The organism is Corynebacterium jeikeium, assembly GCF_000738175.1.
In the GTDB taxonomy this organism is placed as follows: Bacteria; Actinomycetota; Actinomycetes; order Mycobacteriales; family Mycobacteriaceae; genus Corynebacterium; species Corynebacterium jeikeium_C.
Map to the genome: position 1 here is coordinate 14,658 of NZ_JFCH01000029.1, position 21,482 is coordinate 36,139.

At 60.5% G+C, this 21,482-nt stretch carries 21 protein-coding genes and 1 pseudogene; 6 read left to right on the top strand and 16 right to left on the bottom strand.

All coding sequences use genetic code 11. The annotated features are described in order from the left end of the window. The first annotated feature begins 126 nt into the window (after positions 1-126). Entirely contained in the window at positions 127-876 is a 750-nt protein-coding gene (locus JQ46_RS04725) for a TetR/AcrR family transcriptional regulator (RefSeq protein WP_034985928.1), read from the top strand. Positions 877-937: 61 nt separating this feature from the next. Continuing rightward, on the top strand, positions 938-1,657 hold the full coding sequence (locus tag JQ46_RS04730; RefSeq protein ID WP_034985930.1) for a nicotinamide mononucleotide transporter family protein: 720 nt from the start codon (positions 938-940) through the stop codon (positions 1,655-1,657). Here JQ46_RS04730 and JQ46_RS04735 read toward each other — a convergent pair. Both JQ46_RS04735 and ppk2 read right to left on the bottom strand, forming a co-directional pair. Then, a complete protein-coding gene (locus JQ46_RS04735; protein ID WP_034985931.1) occupies positions 1,654-2,733 on the bottom strand; it encodes an enoyl-CoA hydratase/isomerase family protein in 1,080 nt (359 codons plus the stop codon). The two genes, JQ46_RS04730 and JQ46_RS04735, sit on opposite strands and share 4 nt — an antisense overlap. 141 nt (positions 2,734-2,874) lie before the next feature. Next, positions 2,875-3,768: pseudogene (ppk2, locus tag JQ46_RS04740) on the bottom strand (polyphosphate kinase 2); the annotation flags it as partial. A gap of 110 nt (positions 3,769-3,878) precedes the next feature. Between ppk2 and JQ46_RS04745 the strand changes: the two are divergent. Then, complete coding sequence (locus JQ46_RS04745) at positions 3,879-5,159, top strand: glycosyltransferase 87 family protein (protein ID WP_034985936.1); 1,281 nt, start codon at positions 3,879-3,881, stop codon at positions 5,157-5,159. Positions 5,160-5,188: 29 nt separating this feature from the next. Here the strand turns inward: JQ46_RS04745 and JQ46_RS04750 are convergent, their stop codons facing one another. From JQ46_RS04750 to JQ46_RS11455, 3 genes are all read right to left on the bottom strand, one after another. Next, positions 5,189-6,670, bottom strand: a complete 1,482-nt coding sequence (locus tag JQ46_RS04750) for an L-serine ammonia-lyase (RefSeq protein ID WP_034985937.1) — start codon at positions 6,668-6,670, stop codon at positions 5,189-5,191. 45 nt (positions 6,671-6,715) lie between these two features. Next, complete coding sequence (locus JQ46_RS04755; protein ID WP_034985939.1) at positions 6,716-7,045, bottom strand: putative quinol monooxygenase; 330 nt, start codon at positions 7,043-7,045, stop codon at positions 6,716-6,718. 259 nt (positions 7,046-7,304) lie between these two features. Continuing rightward, a complete protein-coding gene (locus tag JQ46_RS11455) occupies positions 7,305-7,481 on the bottom strand; it encodes a hypothetical protein (protein ID WP_237744729.1) in 177 nt (58 codons plus the stop codon). Between JQ46_RS11455 and JQ46_RS11620 the strand changes: the two genes are divergently transcribed. The 3 genes from JQ46_RS11620 (at position 7,422) to JQ46_RS04770 (ending at position 8,823) form a co-directional block, all read left to right on the top strand. Then, positions 7,422-8,099 carry a MucR family transcriptional regulator gene (locus tag JQ46_RS11620; protein ID WP_424648000.1) on the top strand — a complete coding sequence of 226 codons (678 nt, stop codon included), beginning with the start codon at positions 7,422-7,424 and terminating at the stop codon, positions 8,097-8,099. The genes JQ46_RS11455 and JQ46_RS11620 overlap by 60 nt on opposite strands. 80 nt (positions 8,100-8,179) lie before the next feature. Beyond that, entirely contained in the window at positions 8,180-8,374 is a 195-nt protein-coding gene (locus JQ46_RS04765; RefSeq protein WP_034985943.1) for a hypothetical protein, read from the top strand. A gap of 56 nt (positions 8,375-8,430) precedes the next feature. Further along, positions 8,431-8,823, top strand: coding sequence for a hypothetical protein (locus tag JQ46_RS04770; protein WP_034985945.1), 393 nt, complete (start codon positions 8,431-8,433; stop codon positions 8,821-8,823). Positions 8,824-8,955: 132 nt separating this feature from the next. Here the strand turns inward: JQ46_RS04770 and JQ46_RS04775 are convergent, their stop codons facing one another. From JQ46_RS04775 to JQ46_RS10785, 11 genes are all read right to left on the bottom strand, one after another. Further along, positions 8,956-9,318, bottom strand: a complete 363-nt coding sequence (locus JQ46_RS04775) for a hypothetical protein (RefSeq protein ID WP_155271089.1) — start codon at positions 9,316-9,318, stop codon at positions 8,956-8,958. A 5-nt stretch (positions 9,319-9,323) separates the two neighbouring features. Beyond that, positions 9,324-9,731: a hypothetical protein gene (locus JQ46_RS04780; protein ID WP_034985948.1), complete on the bottom strand. Its 408-nt coding sequence runs from the start codon at positions 9,729-9,731 to the stop codon at positions 9,324-9,326. Continuing rightward, entirely contained in the window at positions 9,728-10,090 is a 363-nt protein-coding gene (locus JQ46_RS04785; RefSeq protein WP_034985950.1) for a hypothetical protein, read from the bottom strand. Before JQ46_RS04785 ends, JQ46_RS04780 begins: the two co-directional genes overlap by 4 nt. Before the next feature lie 2 nt (positions 10,091-10,092). After that, positions 10,093-10,845 (bottom strand): peptidoglycan recognition protein family protein, encoded by a 753-nt coding sequence (locus JQ46_RS04790; RefSeq protein WP_080719500.1) that lies wholly within the window; start codon positions 10,843-10,845, stop codon positions 10,093-10,095. 93 nt (positions 10,846-10,938) lie between these two features. Continuing rightward, positions 10,939-11,457 (bottom strand): hypothetical protein, encoded by a 519-nt coding sequence (locus JQ46_RS04795; protein ID WP_034985952.1) that lies wholly within the window; start codon positions 11,455-11,457, stop codon positions 10,939-10,941. Between the two features lie 3 nt (positions 11,458-11,460). Beyond that, positions 11,461-12,948 carry a hypothetical protein gene (locus JQ46_RS10780; RefSeq protein ID WP_155271090.1) on the bottom strand — a complete coding sequence of 496 codons (1,488 nt, stop codon included), beginning with the start codon at positions 12,946-12,948 and terminating at the stop codon, positions 11,461-11,463. 17 nt (positions 12,949-12,965) lie between these two features. Then, positions 12,966-13,805: a hypothetical protein gene (locus JQ46_RS04810; protein ID WP_034985955.1), complete on the bottom strand. Its 840-nt coding sequence runs from the start codon at positions 13,803-13,805 to the stop codon at positions 12,966-12,968. Next, a complete protein-coding gene (locus JQ46_RS04815) occupies positions 13,805-14,152 on the bottom strand; it encodes a phage gene 29 protein family protein (protein WP_034985956.1) in 348 nt (115 codons plus the stop codon). Before JQ46_RS04815 ends, JQ46_RS04810 begins: the two co-directional genes overlap by 1 nt. A gap of 2 nt (positions 14,153-14,154) precedes the next feature. Beyond that, on the bottom strand, positions 14,155-15,816 hold the full coding sequence (locus tag JQ46_RS04820) for a hypothetical protein (RefSeq protein WP_034985958.1): 1,662 nt from the start codon (positions 15,814-15,816) through the stop codon (positions 14,155-14,157). Between the two features lie 15 nt (positions 15,817-15,831). Continuing rightward, positions 15,832-16,962: a hypothetical protein gene (locus tag JQ46_RS04825; RefSeq protein ID WP_034985961.1), complete on the bottom strand. Its 1,131-nt coding sequence runs from the start codon at positions 16,960-16,962 to the stop codon at positions 15,832-15,834. Beyond that, a complete protein-coding gene (locus JQ46_RS10785) occupies positions 16,963-21,474 on the bottom strand; it encodes a tape measure protein (RefSeq protein ID WP_051876249.1) in 4,512 nt (1,503 codons plus the stop codon). Between the last annotated feature and the right edge of the window lie 8 nt (positions 21,475-21,482).

Genomic DNA, 21,482 nt, shown 5'->3' on the forward strand with positions numbered 1-21,482 from the left:
CTGAGATGAGAAACAGTTAAATACCCGACTTCCGTTTTGTTAATATCAGATTTGCTACGCTAGCCCGCATCGTACGATGTCCATCAAATCGGATCATCTGGGCATATTGAAAGGTTTCTCACTCACATGTCATCGAGTTCGACGATCCCCGAGCCCTCCGCTTCCCGGCGCGAACAGAAGAAGGCCGAAACAAAGCAGAATCTCATCGATGCAGCTATTGAGCTGTTCATGAGCTACGGCCCGGAGGAAGCGACGGTCCAGGCCATTACTAAGCGAGCGGGCGTATCCACACGCACATTCCACAACTACTTCGAGCGTCGCGACGATGTCTTCGCCTACTACCTGCATGAAGTCTTCGATCACTTCGCCCAACGCATCCGCGAGATTGCGGTGGACCATCCCACCGGCCGAATCGTGGACATCATGCGCGATGCCATGTGGATCTACTGCTTCCCGCCGCACGGTGATCAGGGCGACTCGGTCAGCCAGACGGGCTCGACTGACTCGTCTGGATCGGCTGACTCTGCCGACTCTGCCGACACTTCCGAGCTAGTGGATCCCGCCACCCCGGATATCCGCAAGTTCAAACCTCTGCTCGTCATGCTGGAAAACCCGCAGGATAAGGACAGCAGTGAACACCTGGACGTGGATCTGCCCACCCTGACGGCTCCAGGAACCAAGGCCTTGTGCGATGTCGACCCCGACCTCTCTCCCTTCAAGGCATTCCTGCTGCTGGATGTTTCCTTCAGCATCGCCATGCGCGCCATGGAGGCATCTGTCGACGAGAGGCTAGCTGGCGGCCTCAGCCCCCAGGAGCTCTACGACCAGGCCTTCGACCTGCTGTCCCGCGTAGACCGCACCGAGGATGGCGAGTAGCCACCAGCCAGCCCACCGAGAATCAAACCCGGTTTCCCTTACCCAGACCCGATAAGGGAAGATGGGCACTGTGGAATCAGAGGGAATCTTTACAACGCTTCTCAACGCAACGCTGATCATCGGTGGCTACCCGATCCTCTGGCGCGAGATCATTGGCAATCTCTTCGGCCTAGCCTCCGCCATCGGCGGAATGAAGCGCGTGGTGTGGGCCTGGCCCGTGGGCATCGTCGGCAACATGCTGCTGTTCACGGTATTCCTGGGCGGGCTGTTCCACACCCCGCAGGATCTGGACCTCTACGGCCAGGCAGGCCGCCAGGTGATGTTCCTCATCGTCTCGCTGTACGGCTGGTATCAGTGGAGCCGCGCCCGCACCGCCGGCATGCGCGAGCCTGAAAACACTGACCCTTCCCGCTCCATCGTCAGCGAACCCGCCGCCGACAGCGCGGCAGTGCAACCCAGCTGGGCCAGCCCCAAGGAACGCCTCGGCATGCTCGCCTTTGCGGTGATCGGCACCGTCGTCTTCGCACTGATCTTCGACGCGCTAGGTTCGTGGGGGCCGTGGGCGGACGCCTGGATCTTCACCGGCTCCATCCTGGCCACGTTTGGCATGGCCCGCGGCTGGACCGAGTTCTGGCTGATCTGGATCGGCGTGGATATTGTCGGCGTACCCCTGCTGCTCGCCGCGGGCTACTACCCCTCCGCGGCGCTATACGTGGTCTACGGCGCGTTCGTGCTGTGGGGATTCTTCGTGTGGCTGCGGGTGCAACGTACAAGAGCCTAGCCCAGCAGCGCCCGCCATTTCTCCACATCCACGTCTGCCGTGGAGGCCGGCTCGAACTGCGCGTTGTGATCCTTGTGTTCCAGCACTGCGCGCACTCCCTCGATGAAGTTCGGCCCCCGGCGCAGCTCACCACCGACCTTGAATTCCATATCCAGCGCCTCGCGCAACGTTGCGCCCTCCGCGCGGCGGAAAAGCTCCACCGTGGCCACGAGGCTCTCCGGGTTGGCACCCTTCAGGGAATCGGTCACTTTGGTTATAAACTGCGCCAATTCGGCGTCCGAAACAGAACCCTCATCCCGCACGATCCGGGCTTCGATGTCTGTCCAAGAACCTTCGGCAAAGGTCCTCTCGATCCAGTCCGCGTGCTTCTGCAGCATAGAGGTCGGCTCCTCCAGCTTCTGCGGGTCGAGCGCGTTAGACCGCAGTGCCTCCGGAAGGTCGCCCGAGTGCAGATCCGATTCGAAGGCATGCACATCCGCCACCAGGTTCGTGGCCAGACCGGTATACAACATGTCCGCAGGGCTCAGGCGCCACCCCGTCGTGGCAATAAACAGCCCCACTGCAGGCGAGCAATCCAGGTGCGTCAGCCGGTAAGACATACCCACGTCGGGAACAAACCCGATCGCGGCCTCCGGCATCGCTCCCAGGGTGCGCGGAGTGATCACGCGGTGCGAGCCATGCATGGAAATGCCCATGCCCCCTCCCATCACGATGCCCTCCAGCAGTGCGATAACAGGCTTGTTTACCCGCGACAGCCGCTCGTTGAGGTCGTACTCTTCCTCAAAGAAGGAGTCCCCGAAGCGGTACATGCGCTTCATGTCTCGCATCCGCACATAGCGCACGTCCCCGCCTGCACAGAAGGCCCGGTCGGAAGACGACTTAATCACGATGAACTGAATCCAGTCATCGTCGGCCCATTTGTCGACCGCCTCGCGGATTAGGCGGATCATCTCCACGTTTAAGGAATTCAGAGCCTTAGGGCGATTCAGCTCGATAACCCCGACGTGACCTGCAACGACGGTCGTTACTTCCGCATCCGGGTCGTACGTCGGGTGCTTCCTTCTCTTGTCTGCCATGTCACCATAATTACAGGAACGACAAGGAAGTGCAGCCTAATTTAAATCTAAGGTCTACTTAGATTTCTTGCCCTTCTTGGACTTCTTGCCCTTCTTCTTTTTGTCGCCCTTGTTCTTTTTGGACGCCGCAGCCTCCTTGTCCTTGGACTTCGAATCCTTCTTGGATTTCCCCTCGGACTCAGCTTCCTGGCCCTGCTTGGCTTCTTCAGCCTGCTTCTTCAGCAGATCCTTCTCTAGCATCTTCGCCACGTCTGGCACGTAGCGGAACTGGGTGCGCGGCGGGCGCTCGTAGGTGGATTCGGATGCCGGGCGCTCCGGAATCTTCGGCACGTTCTTTTCCACATACTCCCAGGGGATCGTGTTCAGCAGGTGATTGATCACGTTGATGCGGGAGCGCTTCTTGTCCTCGGACTCCACGGTGTACCACGGAGCGGACGGGATGTCGGTGTGTACGAACATCTCATCCTTCGCACGGGAGTAGTCCTCCCAGCGCGTGATGGACTGCAGGTCCATCGGGGACAGCTTCCACTGGCGCAGCGGGTCGGACTGGCGGGACTGGAAGCGACGAATCTGCTCTTCGTCGGACACGGAGAACCAGTACTTGCGCAGGATGATGCCGTCCTCCACCAGCAGGCGCTCGAAGATTGGAGCCTGGTGCAGGAAGCGGCGGTATTCCTGGGTGGTGCAGAAGCCCATGACGCGCTCCACGCCGGCACGGTTGTACCAGGAGCGGTCGAAGATGACGATCTCTCCGGCGGTGGGCAGCTTCTCGATGTAGCGCTGGAAGTACCACTGGCCCTTCTCGCGCGAGTTGGGGGCTGGCAGAGCCTCAATGCGGCAGACGCGCGGGCTGAGGTACTGGGTGATGCGCTTAATCGCGGACCCCTTGCCCGCCGCATCGCGCCCCTCCATCACGATGACGATGCGGGCTCCGGTTTCCACCACCCACTGCTGCATTTCGACGAGTTCAGCTTGGAGCCTTTTGAGCTCCTTTTCATAGGCCTGTTTGTCCAGCTTGGGAAGTCTATCGCTCATTGTTCCAAGTTTAGTTCTTCGCCGGCCGAACGCCTAATATTTTCTTAGCTTTTGACCATTGGTGAACCTGGGCGAGAGCAACCTCACAGATAGTGCAATAATTAGCCCTTATGCAGACAAAGGAAGCCGCTTCGGCGCGGTTGGAAAACTTCAAGCACCTCAAGATCAGCCTCCCGGTTAAGATCGCGCTGAGCGTGCTGCTAGTGCTTTCTGTCCTACCGAAAATCTTCAACACTCGCGGCTTCCACTACAACCTGGATCTGGACGTCTACCGGGTGGGAGCCAAGCGCGTTCTGGACGGCCAGGAACTCTACAGCGGCCACTTTCACATCATCGGCGATACGTACCTGCCGTTTACCTACCCTCCGATTTCGGCGCTGCTGTTTACTCCCCTGGCAGTGATGCCCTACAACCTGGCCGCAGTCTTGCTGGTCTGTGCCACGGTGACCGTCACCTGGTGGGTGCTCGCCCACACCGTGCACGCGGCAGCGCGCCTGGATCGTGCCTCCGCCGGGTGGGTGTCGGTGGCGCTCACCGCAGTGTTGATCCACTTGAGCCCCATCCACACCAGCTTGGCCTATGGGCAGATCAACGTTCTGCTGATGGGTATGGTCTTCGTCGATGCGCTCGTTGTGCCTCGTCGCTACCGCGGCCTGCTCACGGGCGCTGCGGTTGCTATCAAATTGACGCCCGCAGTCTTCGGACTCTGGTTCCTTCTGCGCAAGGACTGGGGTTCCATCCTGCGCATGGGCGCGGGAACGGTAGGCACTACAGCTCTAGCGTGGCTGATCCTCCCGCGGGACTCTCTGGAGTATTGGACGCACACGCTGCGCGAAACCGGGCGTATCGGTAACCACGAATACGCCCTGAACCAGAGCATCAACGGTCTGTTGTACCGCTTCGGCCTGCGGACGGACGACTCCTCCAGCTTGTTGTGGGTACTGCTGGTGTGTGTTTCGCTGGCAGTCATCACCTTCGTCATGATTAAGCTGCTGCGGGTACAGGCACCGATCGTCGCGCTGTGCGTCAATTCCCTGTTTGCATTGCTGGCCAGCCCAGTCTCCTGGAACCACCACTGGTCGTGGGCTCCGGTGTTACTGGTGGCTCTGACCTGCTACGCGATTGCGGATCCCACTTCCCCGCTGGCGACTCCGCGCTGGCTGTGGATTGCCCTGGTTGCCCTGGGCTTTGTCGCTTTCGCCTTCGAGCCCACCGCTTTCGTGCCTTTCCAGGAACAGCGCGAATTGGAGTGGAATGCCTGGCAGGCACTCATGGGTAACTCCTACCTGTGGTGGACAATCCTGGCCCTGCTGGTGATGGCGATTCGCCTAGCGCGTTACCGCGACAAAACTCCAGGCTCTCGGGCGGGCTCTGCGGCTAAAGGGGCTTAAGTAGCTTAAGGGGCTCAAGCCCCTTTTTCCTAGCACTCCGGCACGTTCACGGAGACGTTCGTCGCCAACCCGCCGCCGGCCGTTTCCTTGTACTTTTCGGACATGTCCCTGCCGGTCTGCCGCATGGTCTCAATGACCTCATCAAGGGTGACGTGATGGTCCCCGTCGCCGCGCATAGCCATCTTGGCGGCGTTGATAGCCTTGCCGGCGCTGATAGCATTCCTCTCGATACAGGGGATCTGCACCAAGCCGCCGATGGGGTCGCAGGTAAGCCCCAGCGAATGCTCCATCGCAATCTCCGCCGCGTTCGCCACCTGTCGCGGAGACCCTCCCAGCACCTCCGCCAGCCCGGCGGCGGCCATAGAGGCCGCAGAGCCGACTTCACCCTGGCAGCCAACCTCTGCGCCGGAGATGCTGGCGCGCTCTTTGTAGAGCGAACCGACTGCGCCGGCGGCCAACAAGAAGCGCCGGTTCACCTGGAACGGGTCTTGCTTTCCTGCGGGGGTGAACTCGCGGGCGTAGAACATCACGGCGGGGATGATTCCCGCGGCGCCATTCGTCGGCGCGGTGACCACCCGCCCACCAGCTGCGTTCTCCTCGTTTACCGCCAAGGCGATCAGGTTTACCCAGTCCTCGGAGAACTCGGCAGTGCGGTGAGGGTCCTCCTCCATCAGCTGGTCGTACCAGCGCTTCGCGCGACGGCGAACCATCAAGGCTCCGGGCAGCACTCCGGCGAAGGTTACTCCGCGCTTGGCGCAATCCTGCATGGCCTGGGCGATGGCATCCAGGTTCGCATCGATCTGCTCGTCGGTGCGCAGCGACTGCTCGCAGCGCCGCTGCACCTCCCCCAGGCTAATGCCCGCGTGCTCCGCCAGGGAGATCAGCTTGTCACCAGACTCGAACAGCCATTGCCCGCTGAGCTCGTCCAGGGTGGGGATTTCCTCCTCGGTACGGATGAAGCCACCGCCGATGGAGTAGAAAGTCTGCTTCAGCGGCTCGGATAGGCCGCTGACCACGAATGTCATAGCATTCGTGTGAATCGAACGGCGCACGGTCGGCCGCAGCACAATGTCTTCGAAACCGCAGGTGACGGGCAGGCTCTTATCGCCCGCCAGATAAATGGTGCGAGTCTGGCGGATCTCATCCAGCCGGGACTGCATGTAATCCGGATCGACCTGCGCCGGATCGGCGCCGTCCAGGCCCAGCAGGCAGGCTCCCAGCGTGCCGTGTCCGGCACCCGTAGCGGCTAGCGAGCCATACAGGACAACGCTGATGCTCAGCGGGTGTTCACCCTCATCGGGCAGGCTCACCACGTCGGCCAGCTTGTCGGAGCCCAGCGGGCGCAGCCCCTCCTCGGTTGCTGAGTCGGCGGCGCGGGGAGACGTGGCGTCATTACCCAAAAAAGCCTTGACCCGCTGTGCGAAGGACAGACCTGCGCGCATCGGCCCGACGGTGTGTGAGGAGGACGGGCCGACGCCGATCTGGAAGAGGTCGAAAACGCTGACAGTCATAGTGGTGTTAAGGGGGTGGGGTTAAGGGGGGGGCGAGACTAAGGGCTAGTTATCCTCGACGCGGAACTCGGCCATACGGTCCCACTCGGTCTTGCCCGGGATCTTCGTGTTGATGATCTCCGGGGTTTCCAGCAGGTACTTCGGCATCTCGTCGCAGGCGCGCTTAAAGTGCTCGGATTCAACGTGGGCGACGTCGGCATCGTCCTGGAAAGCCTCGATCAGCAGGTACTCGTTTGCGTTCTCCGGATCGCGGAACCAGTCGAAAAAGATGTTGCCTTCCTCGGCGCGAGTAGCCTCGGTGAACCAGGAAACCTCCTGCAGGAAGTTGTCGGCGAACTCGGGGCGGACCTTGTACTTCACATTAATAAGGATCATTTTTTTGATGGTAGTTGGTGTTCTGGTGGTTCGCTATTTTCGCTGGTCGCGGGCATGACTCTAGTGTCATTGGTGACGATTATGCCGGGGCTACCGGGGCGCGTGCGGGATTTTTGCGGGATCGGCAATACTGATAGGTAGCCCCCAAGCCCTCCCTTACACACTATCTAGCGGCTAGATATATACTAGTGGTATGACTAAACAAAAAACCTGCCAGGTTTTCGACTGTGACAAACCCGTGGCAGCAAAAGGCCTCTGCCTAACCCACTACAAACGCCAGCGACGAGGCCAGGACATTTTCACCCGCGAAAAGCGCGTCGGCGAGCCTAGTGGGCGTGGCCGGTACGGGATCATCGACGGCGACGACAAGTCGATCATGTGCCATGAGTGCGGGGAGTATTTCGCCTCCGTCGCTGGCCATATCTACGGCACGCATGGGCTGCGGGCGAAAGCGTACAAGGACAGGCACGGGTTGCCTCGCGGAACCGCCCTCGTCGCCCCGGAGTTGGCGCGCAGGAAATCCGCCGAGGCTAGAGCGAGGCTCGACTCCGACGAGTGGAAAAAGTTTGAGAAGGCGCGTGATCCCGAGAAGGCGGCGCATGCGCGCTCGGGGGATGATTTTAGGCGGCGTGGCGTGGCGCGTGACAGTGCGCGCGAGTCGGGGACGCAGAGGATTCAGGGTAAGCGCAAGCGGGTGCATGACGGGGTGTGTGCCGTGTGTGGGGAACCTAGGGGTGTTGGGCGGTCGCCTTTTATGACGTGCGCTAGTCCTGTGTGCGAGCAAATCCTGCGCTACCGGAACCGGAATGGCGCGGATGGGGAGATGCTAGCGAGGATCGATAGGGCGCAGGCTGGCGGAGCGACATGGAGGATGGCTGCGAGGGGTACGGGGATGTCTCAGCAAAGCGCCCGGCAGCGGGTGCTGTCTCTGCGGAGGCATCAGCTACGGGTGATGGGTGCTGTGTCGGAGGGAGTGAGTGTGGATGTGGCTTGGTGGGAGCGCCCGGCTGGTGGTGTGGTGGACATCACACATAAAAAAGAGTCTACCGACTAGACAACATCTAGCGACATGACATATACTAATTACAGAAGCCAAGGGAAAGCCCCGGGGCGCACACCGAAAGGAACCCCAAAATGACCACCTACACCGACCGCCACGAAGCCATCCACCACGAGACCATCACCGCCCTCGGCGACTACGCCGACGAGCACGACATCGACGCCATCGCCGACCAGGTACTCACCACCACCGGCGAGGGCAGCGACTACCGCTACATGCTCGACGAGGATGTGGACTTCTGGGCAGTAGTCGAAGCCAACGCCCTCTAACCCCCAGCCCCGCCACAACCGGCGGGGCTACACTCATACCCCACACAGGAGCCATCATGACCGACCTAGACACACTCACCCGCCTAGTCGCCACCGCCCTAGACATCACAGACGACGCAGCCCGCGACAGCCTAGACACCTACATCGACCAGCTCGCCCGCGAAACCGGCGACACCATCAACCCAGACGAGATCAACGACGACGACGCCGCCTTCCTCATGGAATCCTGCCGAGAAGCCCAACGTGCAGGCGACCTCGGAGACCGACAACTCGCAGACCTCGAAGACGCAGCACGCGCCTACAACGAGGCTCACATCGACTTCCAAACTGCAGAGCAGCAGCGCATGGCAGCAGTACGCGCAGCGCTCGCAGCAGGCGCACGAGTAGTAGACATCTGCCGGATCACCGGCATGGCACGCAGCCGCGTGTACCAGATCAAAGACGCCTAGAAACGCAAAAAAGACCCCCACCACGGGGAGCCAAAGCTCGACCACATGGTGGGGGTCTATGGGGGATTGCTGCAGGGGGTGGAGGGCGCTTTTCGTCGGCGGGGCGCGCCCTCTTGCAGCATGGTTAGTCTATCAAAGGTTTTTCAGATCGTCCCGAATCTCTTCGGGGATTTGCAGCCGGTGGTTCGGGTGGTCGCGCAGCCACCTGCGAATCGTCTCAAGCGCGGCACGATACCTAGCTTTCAGATCAGCGAGTTGCTGCTTGACGGTGCGCATATCCGCCTGCAACTCCTCAATCTGCTGCTGCTGCCCCTCCAGGCGCTCGTCCGCATACGCTTTCGTCTCCGCTAGCAGTTTTGACCACTCCTCCGCGCGGGTAGTCACCTCCGCCGCTTTCTCCTGGGAGCGTGCCGAAATACGCTGGCCAATGAGGGTGGATAGGCCGCCGACTAGCGCAACGGCGACTGTCCCCGCGACTGTGAGAATCGCGCTCACGTCCATCACCCCTCCTTAGCTATGCGTACCTCTGTGGCTTTCCCTCGGCCGAATGCCCATAGGATTAGGGCGCAGATGAGGTAGTAGGATAGTGCGCTCACCCAGGCGCGGGGCAGTTGCTCGTCGAAAAACTGGCCGGCCATGAAGCTAGTGCCCCATGCTGCGTGAATGCCAACAACCAGCCCCACACACGTCGGCATGAGCTTAGGGGACAGCGTCGCAATAAGGCAGATCAGGCCAATGCCGATCCACACAACGCTCCACACGGACGGTTGGAACACGCTTTCTAGGTAGTGTGCTGCGCGTCGATCCTGGTTGACAACGCCGGGCATGTATGAGATGCCGCGCGCGATGGTGGCTATGCCGACTATGAGTAGTCCTGCCGCGTCGGTTGCCCACCAGGTGCGGCTCATGAGTCCAGCCCCGGGTATGCGCCCTCAACCTCCGGCTCCACCTCTGGTGCTGCGTGGCGTGGCTCGTAGCTCGCCTGCTGCTGGTAGGTCTGCGCAGCCGCCGCGATAGTAGGGAGCGCCTGGAGCGCCGCTACGAGGTCAAGGCCTGCCAGGGGTGCTTGGTCTGGGGCTTTAGGAAGGTTGGCTGCTGCCGTGCCGCCTGTGATAGCTGCGCCCGCGCCTGCGAGGGTGCCTAGGAGTGCTGCGATGTCCGTGTAGCCCAGTGTGGTTGCCACGACCGCTGCGACGCCTACTAGTGCGGAGATCACGTAGATCACGAGGCGTACCCACGCCATGGGGGTTAGTTTCTGCTGCTGCATGGTTATTTCCCTTCTGTGAGTTGGTCGATCTTCTGCTCTAGTCGCTCGATCTTCTGCAGGATCAGGTAGGCGTGCGCGTCCGTGTTGTATAGCGCGTCACGCGGGGTCATAGTCACGAGCGATCCCGGCACGCGACTCTTGTAGCGCCGGTTGATTTGGTCGAAATCCGCCATGGAATCCCCCTTGGGTTGCGGTTGAGGCGCGGGCTTCGGCGCGGGCTTCGGTGCGGCCTTTTTGCCCATCTGGTCGTACCACCACTGCGCACGGACTATGTAGGAATCGTGGTACTTATGCCCTGGTCGCAGGTGCCACGGGCACCCCGTAGACCCACCGGACTCAATAGAGTGGAAACGGACATTCTTACCAGATACCGGCCTGCCCAACTTGTAGTATCGGCAGATCGCGGCCACGAGGTGCGCGCCCGCTTCGCGGGTAGCCTCACTGATCGGCCAGTCTTTATCTGCGTAGCCACTATTGGAGTGCTCAATAGTGATTGATTCCTGGTTCGACCGCAGGTTCGCATTACTCCACGCCGTATCCCAATCATTAACCGCCTGGCCGATCTTGCCGTACTGGTCGATGCAGTAGTGGGCGCTCGCTGGGCGGTCGCGCCATACGGCTACGCATTTGTCTACGTCGCCGATCATGGCCATGTGGTGCAGGGTGACGTGTCGGATTTTGCGTCCTCCACGGCCTTTAGTGAAATGCTTTTTCACTAGGTTGTATTTGTCTGGTTCGAGTTTTTCCCAGTCCATGCTCCCCTCCTCCTTGTTTTGGGCATGAGTAAACCCCCGCCGAAAAGCGGGGGTTGTTAGATGTTGTTAGATTTTCTCGAACAGCGCGCGGGTCTAGACGGGGTTGCCACTAGCGTCACGAATCTTCTTCCACTTCCGGGCGCTGTTCCACGGATAGTCGTAGAACGACGACTTGTGTTCTTCGATGCATTCGTAGGTGCCGTTGATGGACGGCGTTTGATTCCAAACGGTCACCGTGTCGCCAACCTTGTATAGAACGTCAAGTTCAAAATTCCCACGGGGGTTGCCAGACGGGAGCGTCGCCGCGCCTGGTGCGGGTGTTGCCCGCGGTGTCTTATTCATTACCGCCCCGGGGATAATCGCCACCTGCAAAACGTCGCCACGAAACTCAAACCACTCAACCCCCCGTATTTCGGCTGAATAGACTCTATCCTTTTTCGAGTAGAAGCGCCCCGCGCTAGGGATAATGCCTATATAACTGGAACCATAAGGTTCACCCGCTACCAAGAACGTGTAATCCCCCTTTGGCAGGTAGTATCTCGTGTCTTTTTGGGGTTGAAAGACCCACCCCTCTCCCCTCATTTTCCCAAGGGAAACAGTCTTAATCGCCATCGCTTACACCCCCGTGATCTTGTGAAGTTCCATCGTCGTTTCATCGAGGTAGTAATCCCCAACGACAGCGCCGGGAATGGACGACGGTGGCGCGCCTGATCCCGAAAAGAACGCCGGGCGTGACCCCACCAACGCGCGCGCCTCCGCTAGGGTCGCGGCGTCCCTATCGTCCACGTACTTCTTATGCGTCACATGGGCAATAGACGTAGGAGTGGCGTTCGCGTTGAGGATCGCGTGTCCGCTGGAGCTACGCTGCATAATCGTATTCGGGTCTCCGTAGGGGGAGACCTTCGGTAGGTCGCTAATATCGGCCATCTTGTGCTTATGAGCCTCCGGCGGGAACGCAGCGGGCTTCCCCGTCACCGTGTCCCACGTAGACGCGCCAGACTCGCCAGGCTCGCCCTTATCGCCCTTCTCGCCACGCAGCGACGGAGACGTCTTACCCGCCACCGTGAGCCGGTCACCATCCCACTGCACGGAATCCACAACGCCCACAGCCCGGTCAGCCTCAGCCTTAGCGGCCTTCGCGGAGTCACTAGCCCCCGTCGCGGACGTAGCCGCCTTACCAGCATCAGCCTTCGCCGCACCCGCGCTAGACGCCGCCGCACTTGCAGACTTACCCGCCGCATCAGCAGCCCCCTTAGCCGCGTCAGCACTACCCTTCGCGCCACTAGCGGACGAACTAGCACTATCAGCGCTTACTTTCGCACGGTCAGCATCGGCCTTAGCCGCCTTCGCGGAGTCACTAGCCCCCGTCGCGGACGTAGCCGCCTTGCCCGCGTCAGCCTTCGCCGCGCTCGCCGAATCAGCCGCCGCCTGCGCACTCGCCGTAGCCGACTCACTAGCCGACTTAGCGGAATTAGCGAACGACGATGCGTCAGACCTAGACTTATCAGCCGCGGTCGCGGAACCATCAGCGGCGGTAGCGGACTTGCCAGCATTATCAGCGGAAGTCTTCGCCGCGCTTGCGGACGTAGCCGCCTTGCCAGCGTCAGCCTTCGCTGCACTCGCGTCAGACCTGGCTGCACCTGCAGACGAGGCGGCGGACTTAGCGGACTTACCAGCAGCGTCAGCGGACGATGACGCAGACTCCGCCCACCCCTCGAGCTGCTCTGCGCCACGGAATGCGGAGGCGATGCGGCCAGCCTCGTCCGCAGCCTTGCGAGCCTCACGCGCTGCCTTCTTTACGGCGCTAACCTGCTCCGGCTCCCACTCGTAGACGTTGTCCAGCAGGTCGAGGAAATCCACATCGGCCTCATCAGGCACATCGACTCGCACATCGTGAGTCACCCCGTTGCCCTGGATCGTTAGCTGCACTGGGCCAGGCTCCACATTCTCGATCGTGAAGCGGCCGCCCTTGATTACCGCGACCTTCGGCTCGCCCGTCACCGCGAAAGTGCTACCTGGCCTAAGTTCCAGCGCTCGCAAAAGAACCGTGCCCTCGGTGGGCACCGAGTTCACCGACGCTAAACTTCCGTTGATAGTAGCCATCACAAACCACCTGATTCCTATTCGTTCGGGACTGTCTTCTGGCCGGGCTCAATCGCCCGGTTATCGTGCTTTATGGCAAAAAGGTTCGAGTACAAGGTGCCCCCCAGGAAGCGCGTATTACTGATAGCCGAGGCGCGCACCCCCACAAACACGTTCGGGCGATCCACCACCACGGAGAACACCACGGTTGCGGTCTGCTTACCGCCAATGATTGTCATATCCGTAGTGCGCAACTCACGCAGCAAGGTATCGGCGGGTGGCGAGTCGTTCTTAGTCCACTTATCTCGACTCACGAAAAGATGAACGTCTACCTGGTCGTTAGATAGCGCACCAAGTCCGCTCGTGTCGTCCTTTGTGACAGTGGCGTATACCGTCCACAGCCCGGTTTCTTCCAGAACGAGGCCGCCATCAGGGTCTACCCTCGCGCCTCTTGATGGGCCAAGCTGCCCGCCAAACGGCAGAAAGCGCCATTTGTATCCCGAAAAGACGTAGCCAGAGTCGGTATAGACGTTAAGCGTCTGGTAGGCCGATGCATAGCCACGCACGCCGTCCAGTAGTTCTACGCGGTCATTCAAGGTGGTCTGGTAGTCCCGCACCTCCACGCCAGCCTCTTTGACGGGGTTGAAAATGCTGCTTAAGCTGCCCGCGATCCCGCGCAAACCTTCTTGAAAAGCTTTTCCAATACCGCCGATGATGTTGGTGAAGAAGTTCGTTCTCCCCTCGCGCCATGGCAGCAGTGCCTGCGAGCGAATCTCCGCCCGCGCAGAATCTTCAGTCACAGACTGCAGCGCCTTCACGCTCGACGGGGTATAAGCCCCTTTCGGCACCGGCTTGGAATCGTCAGGATAAACGCTCACTACTCTGCCCCCTTATCCAGCGCCCTACGTAGCGCCTCGCGGTCATCATCGGACATGGAGTCCACCACCCGCTGCATCTCGTCATTCCCCGGCGGGTGGTCGACCCACCGGCCACCAGCCGCACCATCGAACACGCTCACGCCATCACGCGGCGCCTCATACCAGATTTCCTGCTTGCCACTGTCATGTCTGAAGCCAGCCAGGTATAGGTGTTTCGACCACTCCCGCAGGATCGCTTCAGGCACCAATAGGGGCGCGCCAATCGAATCACCAATATTCAGCAGCGCCCATAGGAAGTGCTCGTCTGGCTTGCCCATATTGCACTTGTCTTGTGTAGGTAGCCCCATGGCTAAATCACTCCTAGATCATGGATCGCGCCCGTTACCTCGCGGATACGCTCAAGCGCGTGCTCTACAGGGTCTTCCACATCGTTCGGGTCGCCGACGGTAATTTCCCACTCATGCGGCGAATCCGCGCCCCACGACAGTTTCAGTTCCTTGACCTGCTCGACCACCGTGTAGCCATCAGGCGCACCCGGCACCTCGCCACCCACACGATCACCGAGGAAGAAATGCCCCTCGCCGTTCTCGCCGATCAGGTACGGCGAAGCGTCACCAATCTGCATGGAGTGCGAAACGCGCTGACGGGTGCGCCAAAACTCCGCACGGATAGCCAGCAAGCTTGAAAGTGTATAGGCTTTATCGCCGCCCGAACCGAAGTTCTCGTAGTAGTGCGACCAGCCAAGCTTCCGCGTGCGCAGCGGGCTCTTAACGGTCTGGAACGCTAGGAACACATCCTCATACAGTGGCGCGAGCAGCGTATCCGCAGCGCCGCCGAAATCAGGGATAAAGAAGTACCGCGACGCCAGCGCGCCGGCCAGCTTGATCGACGCGCTAATCCCCTCGTTCACGCCCGGCATAGAGTGGCCGCCCACGGTCACCTGCCCCACCGTGGCGGGTTGCCACGTGAAGCTCGTGGACTCTGCCGTATTCTGCCCATCGCGGACGTTAGTCCGATAGGCGATCCACGGCTTTTGCGGCGCCACGCCGAGGAAGCCTGACACTGCGTATTGCTCCGGCTCCGAGACGAACTCGAGCGCGGCGCGCGCCTCATCGACGAGGTTGTCTGCGAGCTCCAAGCCACTGCGGATAAACCCGCCTGCGATAGTGCCGCCGATCGCCGTTTCGCTAAACCAGCCAGACTTGTCCACAATGTCGATAACCAGCTGCCCCGGCCTATATAGCCCAGCGCCGAACCACGGCTGCGGGTCGCCCGGAAACCATCGGCGACACTCCACCATCAGCTGCCCGTCGCCCAATGTGGTTTCCGCCATATCCAACCAGTTCTTAAATCGGCTCACCAGCACAGTCCACTTGGAATCATCAAGCAATAGCGACGAAGGCTTGACCACGATAGGCCACTCTTTGTAATTCAGCCCCTGCAGCCACGAGCGTGCCGACAGTGGGTCATCAGGTAGCGACCACAGATTCCCCTGCAGTCGGAACAGATTCAGGAACAACGAGAGCTTCAGGGTGTAGACCGACGGCCCAGCCAAGATGAACTGCTTCGGAAACTGCACCGCCGATGGGGTCAGCGGGTTAGACCACACCTGAATGTGGCGCAGCTCCTCCATGTCGTGCAAGAAGTTCAGGGTAACGCTACGCACCCCGTTCTCGTCCTGCTCCGTCACGGCATCAGACAGGCGGCCAGTCCACCGCGCGCCGTCCTTATCCACCCTGACATGCACGTTTTGTTTCTTGCGCCGCCAGTGCTCGATAACCCACTTCGCCAAGTGGTGCTCATACGGCAGGACAAGCTGCCCCGCACCCACCGCATTGAGCTTCCACTCGAACGAGGCATCATAGAAACCGAGGCACCTAGCGACCAGCTGCCAGTCACCGTCGTAGATGTAGACCTCCGGCTCTTTACGGCGAATATCCGCCCGCCTCATGCGACGAGACAGAGCAGCCTCGTAGATCGAGTCCAGCCTGTCCAGATCGGCGTTAGCCACCGCCTACACCTCCTCTTACTCCATACCCCACGGGCGAGACCACTTATGATCCACACGAATCTGCGCGGTTGCCCCAGCCATATTGTTTGTCTGCCCCCAGGCGTTAATGAGCCGCCCAGCGATGTAGTCCACTTTCAGGAAGTCCAGGATCGGGTCGCCGATCTTCTGCAGCCATGGCGGGCGCTTCGGGTTGTACAGCGCCTCATGGATCACCTGCGCCACATCTTCAGGCGTGCGCCTAAACACCTCTTCCTTACCGAGCTTCTTAGCCCACCTGGCGATCTCGCTGGCAATCCACTCACGCCACCCCGGCGGTAAAACCACCGGCAGGTTAGGCAACGGGTCGACCGCCACCGGAATCTCCGTGGGCGCTGTGCGCGGCGGGATCGGATTCTGAAAGAACTGCCCGCCCATCTCCGCCCACAACAACGTGTCATCGTTGGCGGTGATCAGCTCCTCTAGCGGATCAGTGTCAACGAGCACCTCACGCCCCAGCGGCTGGAACGGGAGAACAATCGTGCGATCCTTCTCGCCGTCCTCGCGGAATGACACGTCAGGCAGAATGAACTTCGCCGGAGCGGTCAGCACCCACTTCGGCCACGTGGGCACATCGCCGGGGTTACTGACCGTCACAGTGCTGCCGTACCAATTCAGACCGTCAAATACGTACTCGTCGCGCTCGTGCGCTGAATACCAAAACGGATCTTCAGCCGTGACTACAAACTCGACCAAGCTCGCGGCGTGATAGTGCGGGTCTTTATCCCACTGATAAGACGGAGCCTCACCCAAACGAACCTTCAGGCGACGCTCGCCACTCATCGTGGAGCGCACCACGAGCTCGGACTGCTTGTCGTAGTCCAGCGCGCGGCGGAAATCAGAGTCGATGCGCGCCCACTCTACCGACGAGTCCGCGTAGATCAGGACACGCAAAACGATGTTGCGCTCCTCCATGCGAAAACCTCGGTAGGTAGTGCCCGCCTGGCCTGCCCGTGGCTTGAAGTGGGTAGCGGCGGGCGCGTCGAACAGATCGCCCACGCCACCCTCGACCATCACCACTGGGGAATGCGCCGAGCGTGGGCCACTGATATTCCAGATCGACCCATCGGCGCCATGGAGCGCCACATCTACCGAATCAGCGAAACCCATTTACCTAACCCCCTTCGCGCCTGCAGACGTTTTCGCCTGCAGCTTCCTATATTCACTAAACGCACGCTGCGTTGAATCCACAACGATCTTGACGGACTGTCCAGGGTTGGCTGCAGCGCTAGCGGCAGCAGCAGGCGCACCAGAGGTCGCCCTAGCGATAGACGCCATACCAGCGCTAGCCAGCTGTGGTGCCGTGCGTGCCATCTCCTCTGCGGACTTCAGGGCGAGCGGAACCACGTCCCCGCCCCTCATTGTGTCCAGGATCGCCCCAGACCAGCCAGCCTCGAGCAGGTCAGCAACCGGGTTAGACTCGCCGCCATCTTCCACAACGGCCTTATTGGCCTCCAAGGCAGCCTTGACCGCCGGAACCTCCTTGAGCGCAGGCAGGCCGAACACATTGCGCACATCTTCCAGTTGCCCCTCAATGAGTCCAGCTGCGATAGATGCGCCCACCTCGTCAGGCTTAACCTCCTCCTTCTCGGAGGTGGTCTCTGCAACCTTCTCGTCGCTCTCGTCCTTAGCGCTAGCCTTGGAGCCCTTGGCCTTCGGGTCGTCGATCTCGACCGGCTTATCGACCTGCTTGACGCGCACGCCGTTGGCGAACTTCTCGATCTCGCTAACCATCGGCCTGGCGACCTGCGCCCACTGCTCGTTCGACAGGATCGCCTTCTTCAGCGTCTGCCACTGGGCATTAGTGAACACCGGCTCCGGCTTGCCCGTCTCGTTGTGAACACGGGTTACACCCGGCTGCAGGTAGCCGCCGTTGTCGTACCAGTTGTTCGCCTCCCAGAAACGACGAGCAGCCGACGGGTCGCCGTAACGATCCTTGATGTACCGCGCACCGGCGTTAGCCTGCACAGCGGCATCTGGGTTGCGGTCAGGCAGGTACTGCTGCAGAGTGCCTGAGGACGGATTGAACTGGAACAGGCCGAACGCACCCGAGGACGGGTTGGTCGCCGTGGTGTTCCAGCCGGACTCGCGCCCGATGATCCACTTCGCGTCCTCCCACTGCTGGCCAGTCCAGCCGTGGCGCTTGAACACTTCCTGCACCTTGGCCATAGTGTCGCCGTTCACGCCAGACAGGTCGACGTCACTCGACCCACCGCCGCCAATCGGGAGCTTAGACTTAATCCAGTCCCACATGGTCGAGGCGGCTTTCTTCAGGAACTTGCCCGGCACGGGAGCCCACGGTCCGACCTTCTCCTTGAACTTCGGCAGGGCGTCGATGACCTTATCCCACGCAGCCTTGGCGAGCCGTGCAACCGGGTTGCCGCCGCCAGTAATGCCAAAACCACCAGAGATGAACTCGCCGACAAAGTCTCGCAGCGTGAACTGCTTCGTAAAACTACGATCGTCAGAGCCAAGCGCGGAGCCGCCGATCTGAACTCCCTTGCCGCCGCCCGCGGACTCCATGTTGATGCCGCCCAGGGTGCCAGCCATGTGACCGCTGTTCACGCCAACAGTGACGGGGCCAGACAGACCGGGCGACCAGCCCGGAGGGGTGCTGCCCATGAAGGTGTGGGTAGTGAACAGGCGACCGCCGAACGGGCCACCATTCAGGTGGCTAGTGATCGCAGACCACAGGCCAGAGCAGTCGAATGACGGGTTGCCCACACCGCCCCACTGGTACGGCTTGCCATGGTGCTTACGCGCCTCCGCCTGGGTGCGGCGAATCTTATCGTCCCATGTGCCGCCCTTCTTGAAGGCGATAACGCCACCCGTGTGGAACCCTGCGCCCTCGCCGAGCTGGCGCTTTACAGCGTTTACGCCGCCACTGCGAGCAGTGCGGTTCATTGCTTCAACGGCTGCTGGGCCACCTATGGCGCGAGTCCATTCGGGGCGCATGATCGCCTCGCCGCCAGACAGGGCGAGCCGGCCGCCCGTGGGCGAGTAGAAAGCGTGCACGTCACGACCAGGCGTATAGCCGGGCAGAACGCCACCCTTGGCGTATTGTGCCACGGGACCAAGCGGTTTGAGCTTCTTATCGTCCAGGCCAACGAAGCCTGCAACCGCGTTCCACGCCTTGCGAATACCGTTATTGAAAACGGTGTCCACAATGAACGCGACGGGCTTGCGGGCGATATTGCCTATGCGATCCCAGGTGTTCTTGATCGCGTCGACGGCGACACTGAACCCGCGCTTCACCCAGTCAAGACCGGTCCTGATCTTGCCGAATACGTGTTCGTCGATCCACTTGGCAACTTGGTGCAGGACTCTCGACATGTCTCGCCAGCGGTCGCCGATCCACTGAAATGTCGGCTTGATGACGTTGTTGTAAAGCGCCGATAGCGCAGTCTTGAGAGCGTCCCACGCCACGCGAATGACATTCTCCCAGATCCACTTAATCCCGGCGGCCATGATCTGCCAACCGTTCTTAATATGGCCGAAAATGGGCTGCAGGACGTTCGACCACATGAACTGCGCGGCGATCTTCAGGGCGTCCCACGCAGGGCGAATAATGCCCTCCCAGTGTGCCTTCATGCTCAAGGCCAGCAGGTTCCATGCACCCTTAATGAAAACGAAAACCGGTTTCAGTACGCTATTCCACAGGAACTGCGCCGCGACCTTCATTGCGTCCCACGCGGGCTTAATGAGCGTATTCCACGCCCACTGGAAAACCGCAGACATAGCCTTCCACGCCAGCATGACCGGCGTAATCAGGATCGTCAGCACGATAGCTGCCACCCACTTAGCCATAGTGGCGAACGCGCTAAGTGCGGGCTTAATGTAGGACTCCCACATATTCGACACAATGCCGCCCAGCTCCGAGAACTTCTGCGCCATCCAGTCAATAACCGGGCGTAGGAACTCCATGAACTTAGCCCAGATTTTCTTGCCGGTCTCCGTCTTCGTGAAGAACCACGTCAACGCAGCAATAGCCGCCACTACACCGGTGACAATCGCGCCGATCGGGTTAGCCTTGATGGCTAGACCAAGCCCCTTAAAGCCGCGCGCGGCCATTCCGATAGGGCCATTCATCTTCGTGAGCGCAGAGCCAGCGGCCTTGGCATTCTCCTTCACGAGCAGCGACGCCTTGCCGAACGCGCCAACGTTAGGCGCAGCCTGACCCGCGTACTTCCACGAATCCTTCAGCGCTCCGCCGAAGTTCTTCACGAAGCTAGTGCCAGTCTTGGCGGCATCAAAGGCGGTCTTAGCCTTATCGCCAAACGCCGTCAGCCCTTTATTGGCGGTCTTGAGCGTATGGAAGCCGACAAAGGCTGTGACGAACGCATTCACTGCGCCCTGGTTATTGACCATGATGTCCGCAAGCTTCTCGAGCGCAGGCACGAGGATATGGTCAATCAGTGGCGTGACCGCCTCGAGCACACCCAGCAAGGAAACCATGGAGGCGGTCATACCGGCCTCGCCGAGCGACGTGGCGACACGGGCTAGCGGGGTGGCCATGCGTAGCGCAGCATCGGCCAGTGTTCCGAAGTGCTGACCTAACCGGCCAAACATGCCCTCGGTCGCCTGGCCATTGAAGCCGCGCTGAAATTGATCCCACCTATGCTTGACCGCGTCGATAGCTTCGATGCTCTTGTCGCGGAAGTTGAGAATGTTTGTCACTAGCGCACTGTTTTCCGATAGCGCGTTAGCCTCATCACCGCCCGCAAGGTTGACGCCAATCTCCTTGGTGTACTCGCCGGTCGAAAACAGCTCAAGGAAGCCCTTCAGCTTGTCGTTCGCCACGTCGATACGGTCGGAGATGTTGTTGAATACTGCAGGGGCGGCGTTAAACGGGGCGCTAAGAATCGTCTCACCCAGACGAGCCCACGCAGCGCCAATGTTCGCCAGCGAGCCAGTGAATGTATCGCCCGCCTTTAGCGCCTGGCCGCCGATCGTCTCATCCATCGCCTTTTGCAGATCATCGAACGAGATTTTGCCCTCGGAGGCCATTTTGCGAATTTCTTCAGTCGACTTACCCATCGACTGCGAGAGCGCCTGTGTAACTGGAATAGCGTTCTCTTCCAGCTGCATGAGCGTATCGCCCATCACGCGGCCACTATTGATCGCCTTCGTATAAATGGGAGCCACGTCAGCGAAGCTCTTGTTAGCGAACGACGCGGAGTCGCCAATAGTCTTAAGGACACCAGTCAGCTCCTTGCCGGGCTTAATACCGCCCGCAAGAGCCATAGCGGCAGCGTCGGCAGCTTCAGACGTGGAGAACGCGGTTCCCTTCACCGCAGCCGTCACATCGTCCATGAGGCCAGCCTGCTGCTTAGCGGTATAGCCCAGCGCCTCGAACTTCACCTTCGCCTGCTCGATAGCGTCAAGACGATCAAAGCCCTTCTTCAGAGCAGTGCCAAAAGCGGCAGCGGCGGCGCCACCAGCGGCGAGCGCGCCAACCTTGGCGGTCTTCTTCAGGCCGCTGGTGATCTTCTCGCCGAGCGCGGAGCCGGTCTTTTCACCCTTAGAGGCAATGCCCTTAAGCTGCTTGTCGATCTCCTTTTGCATGCCCTTAGTGCGGGGCGAGATCGTAACCCACGCCTGCGCTAGCTCAATACCAGCCACCTGATGCT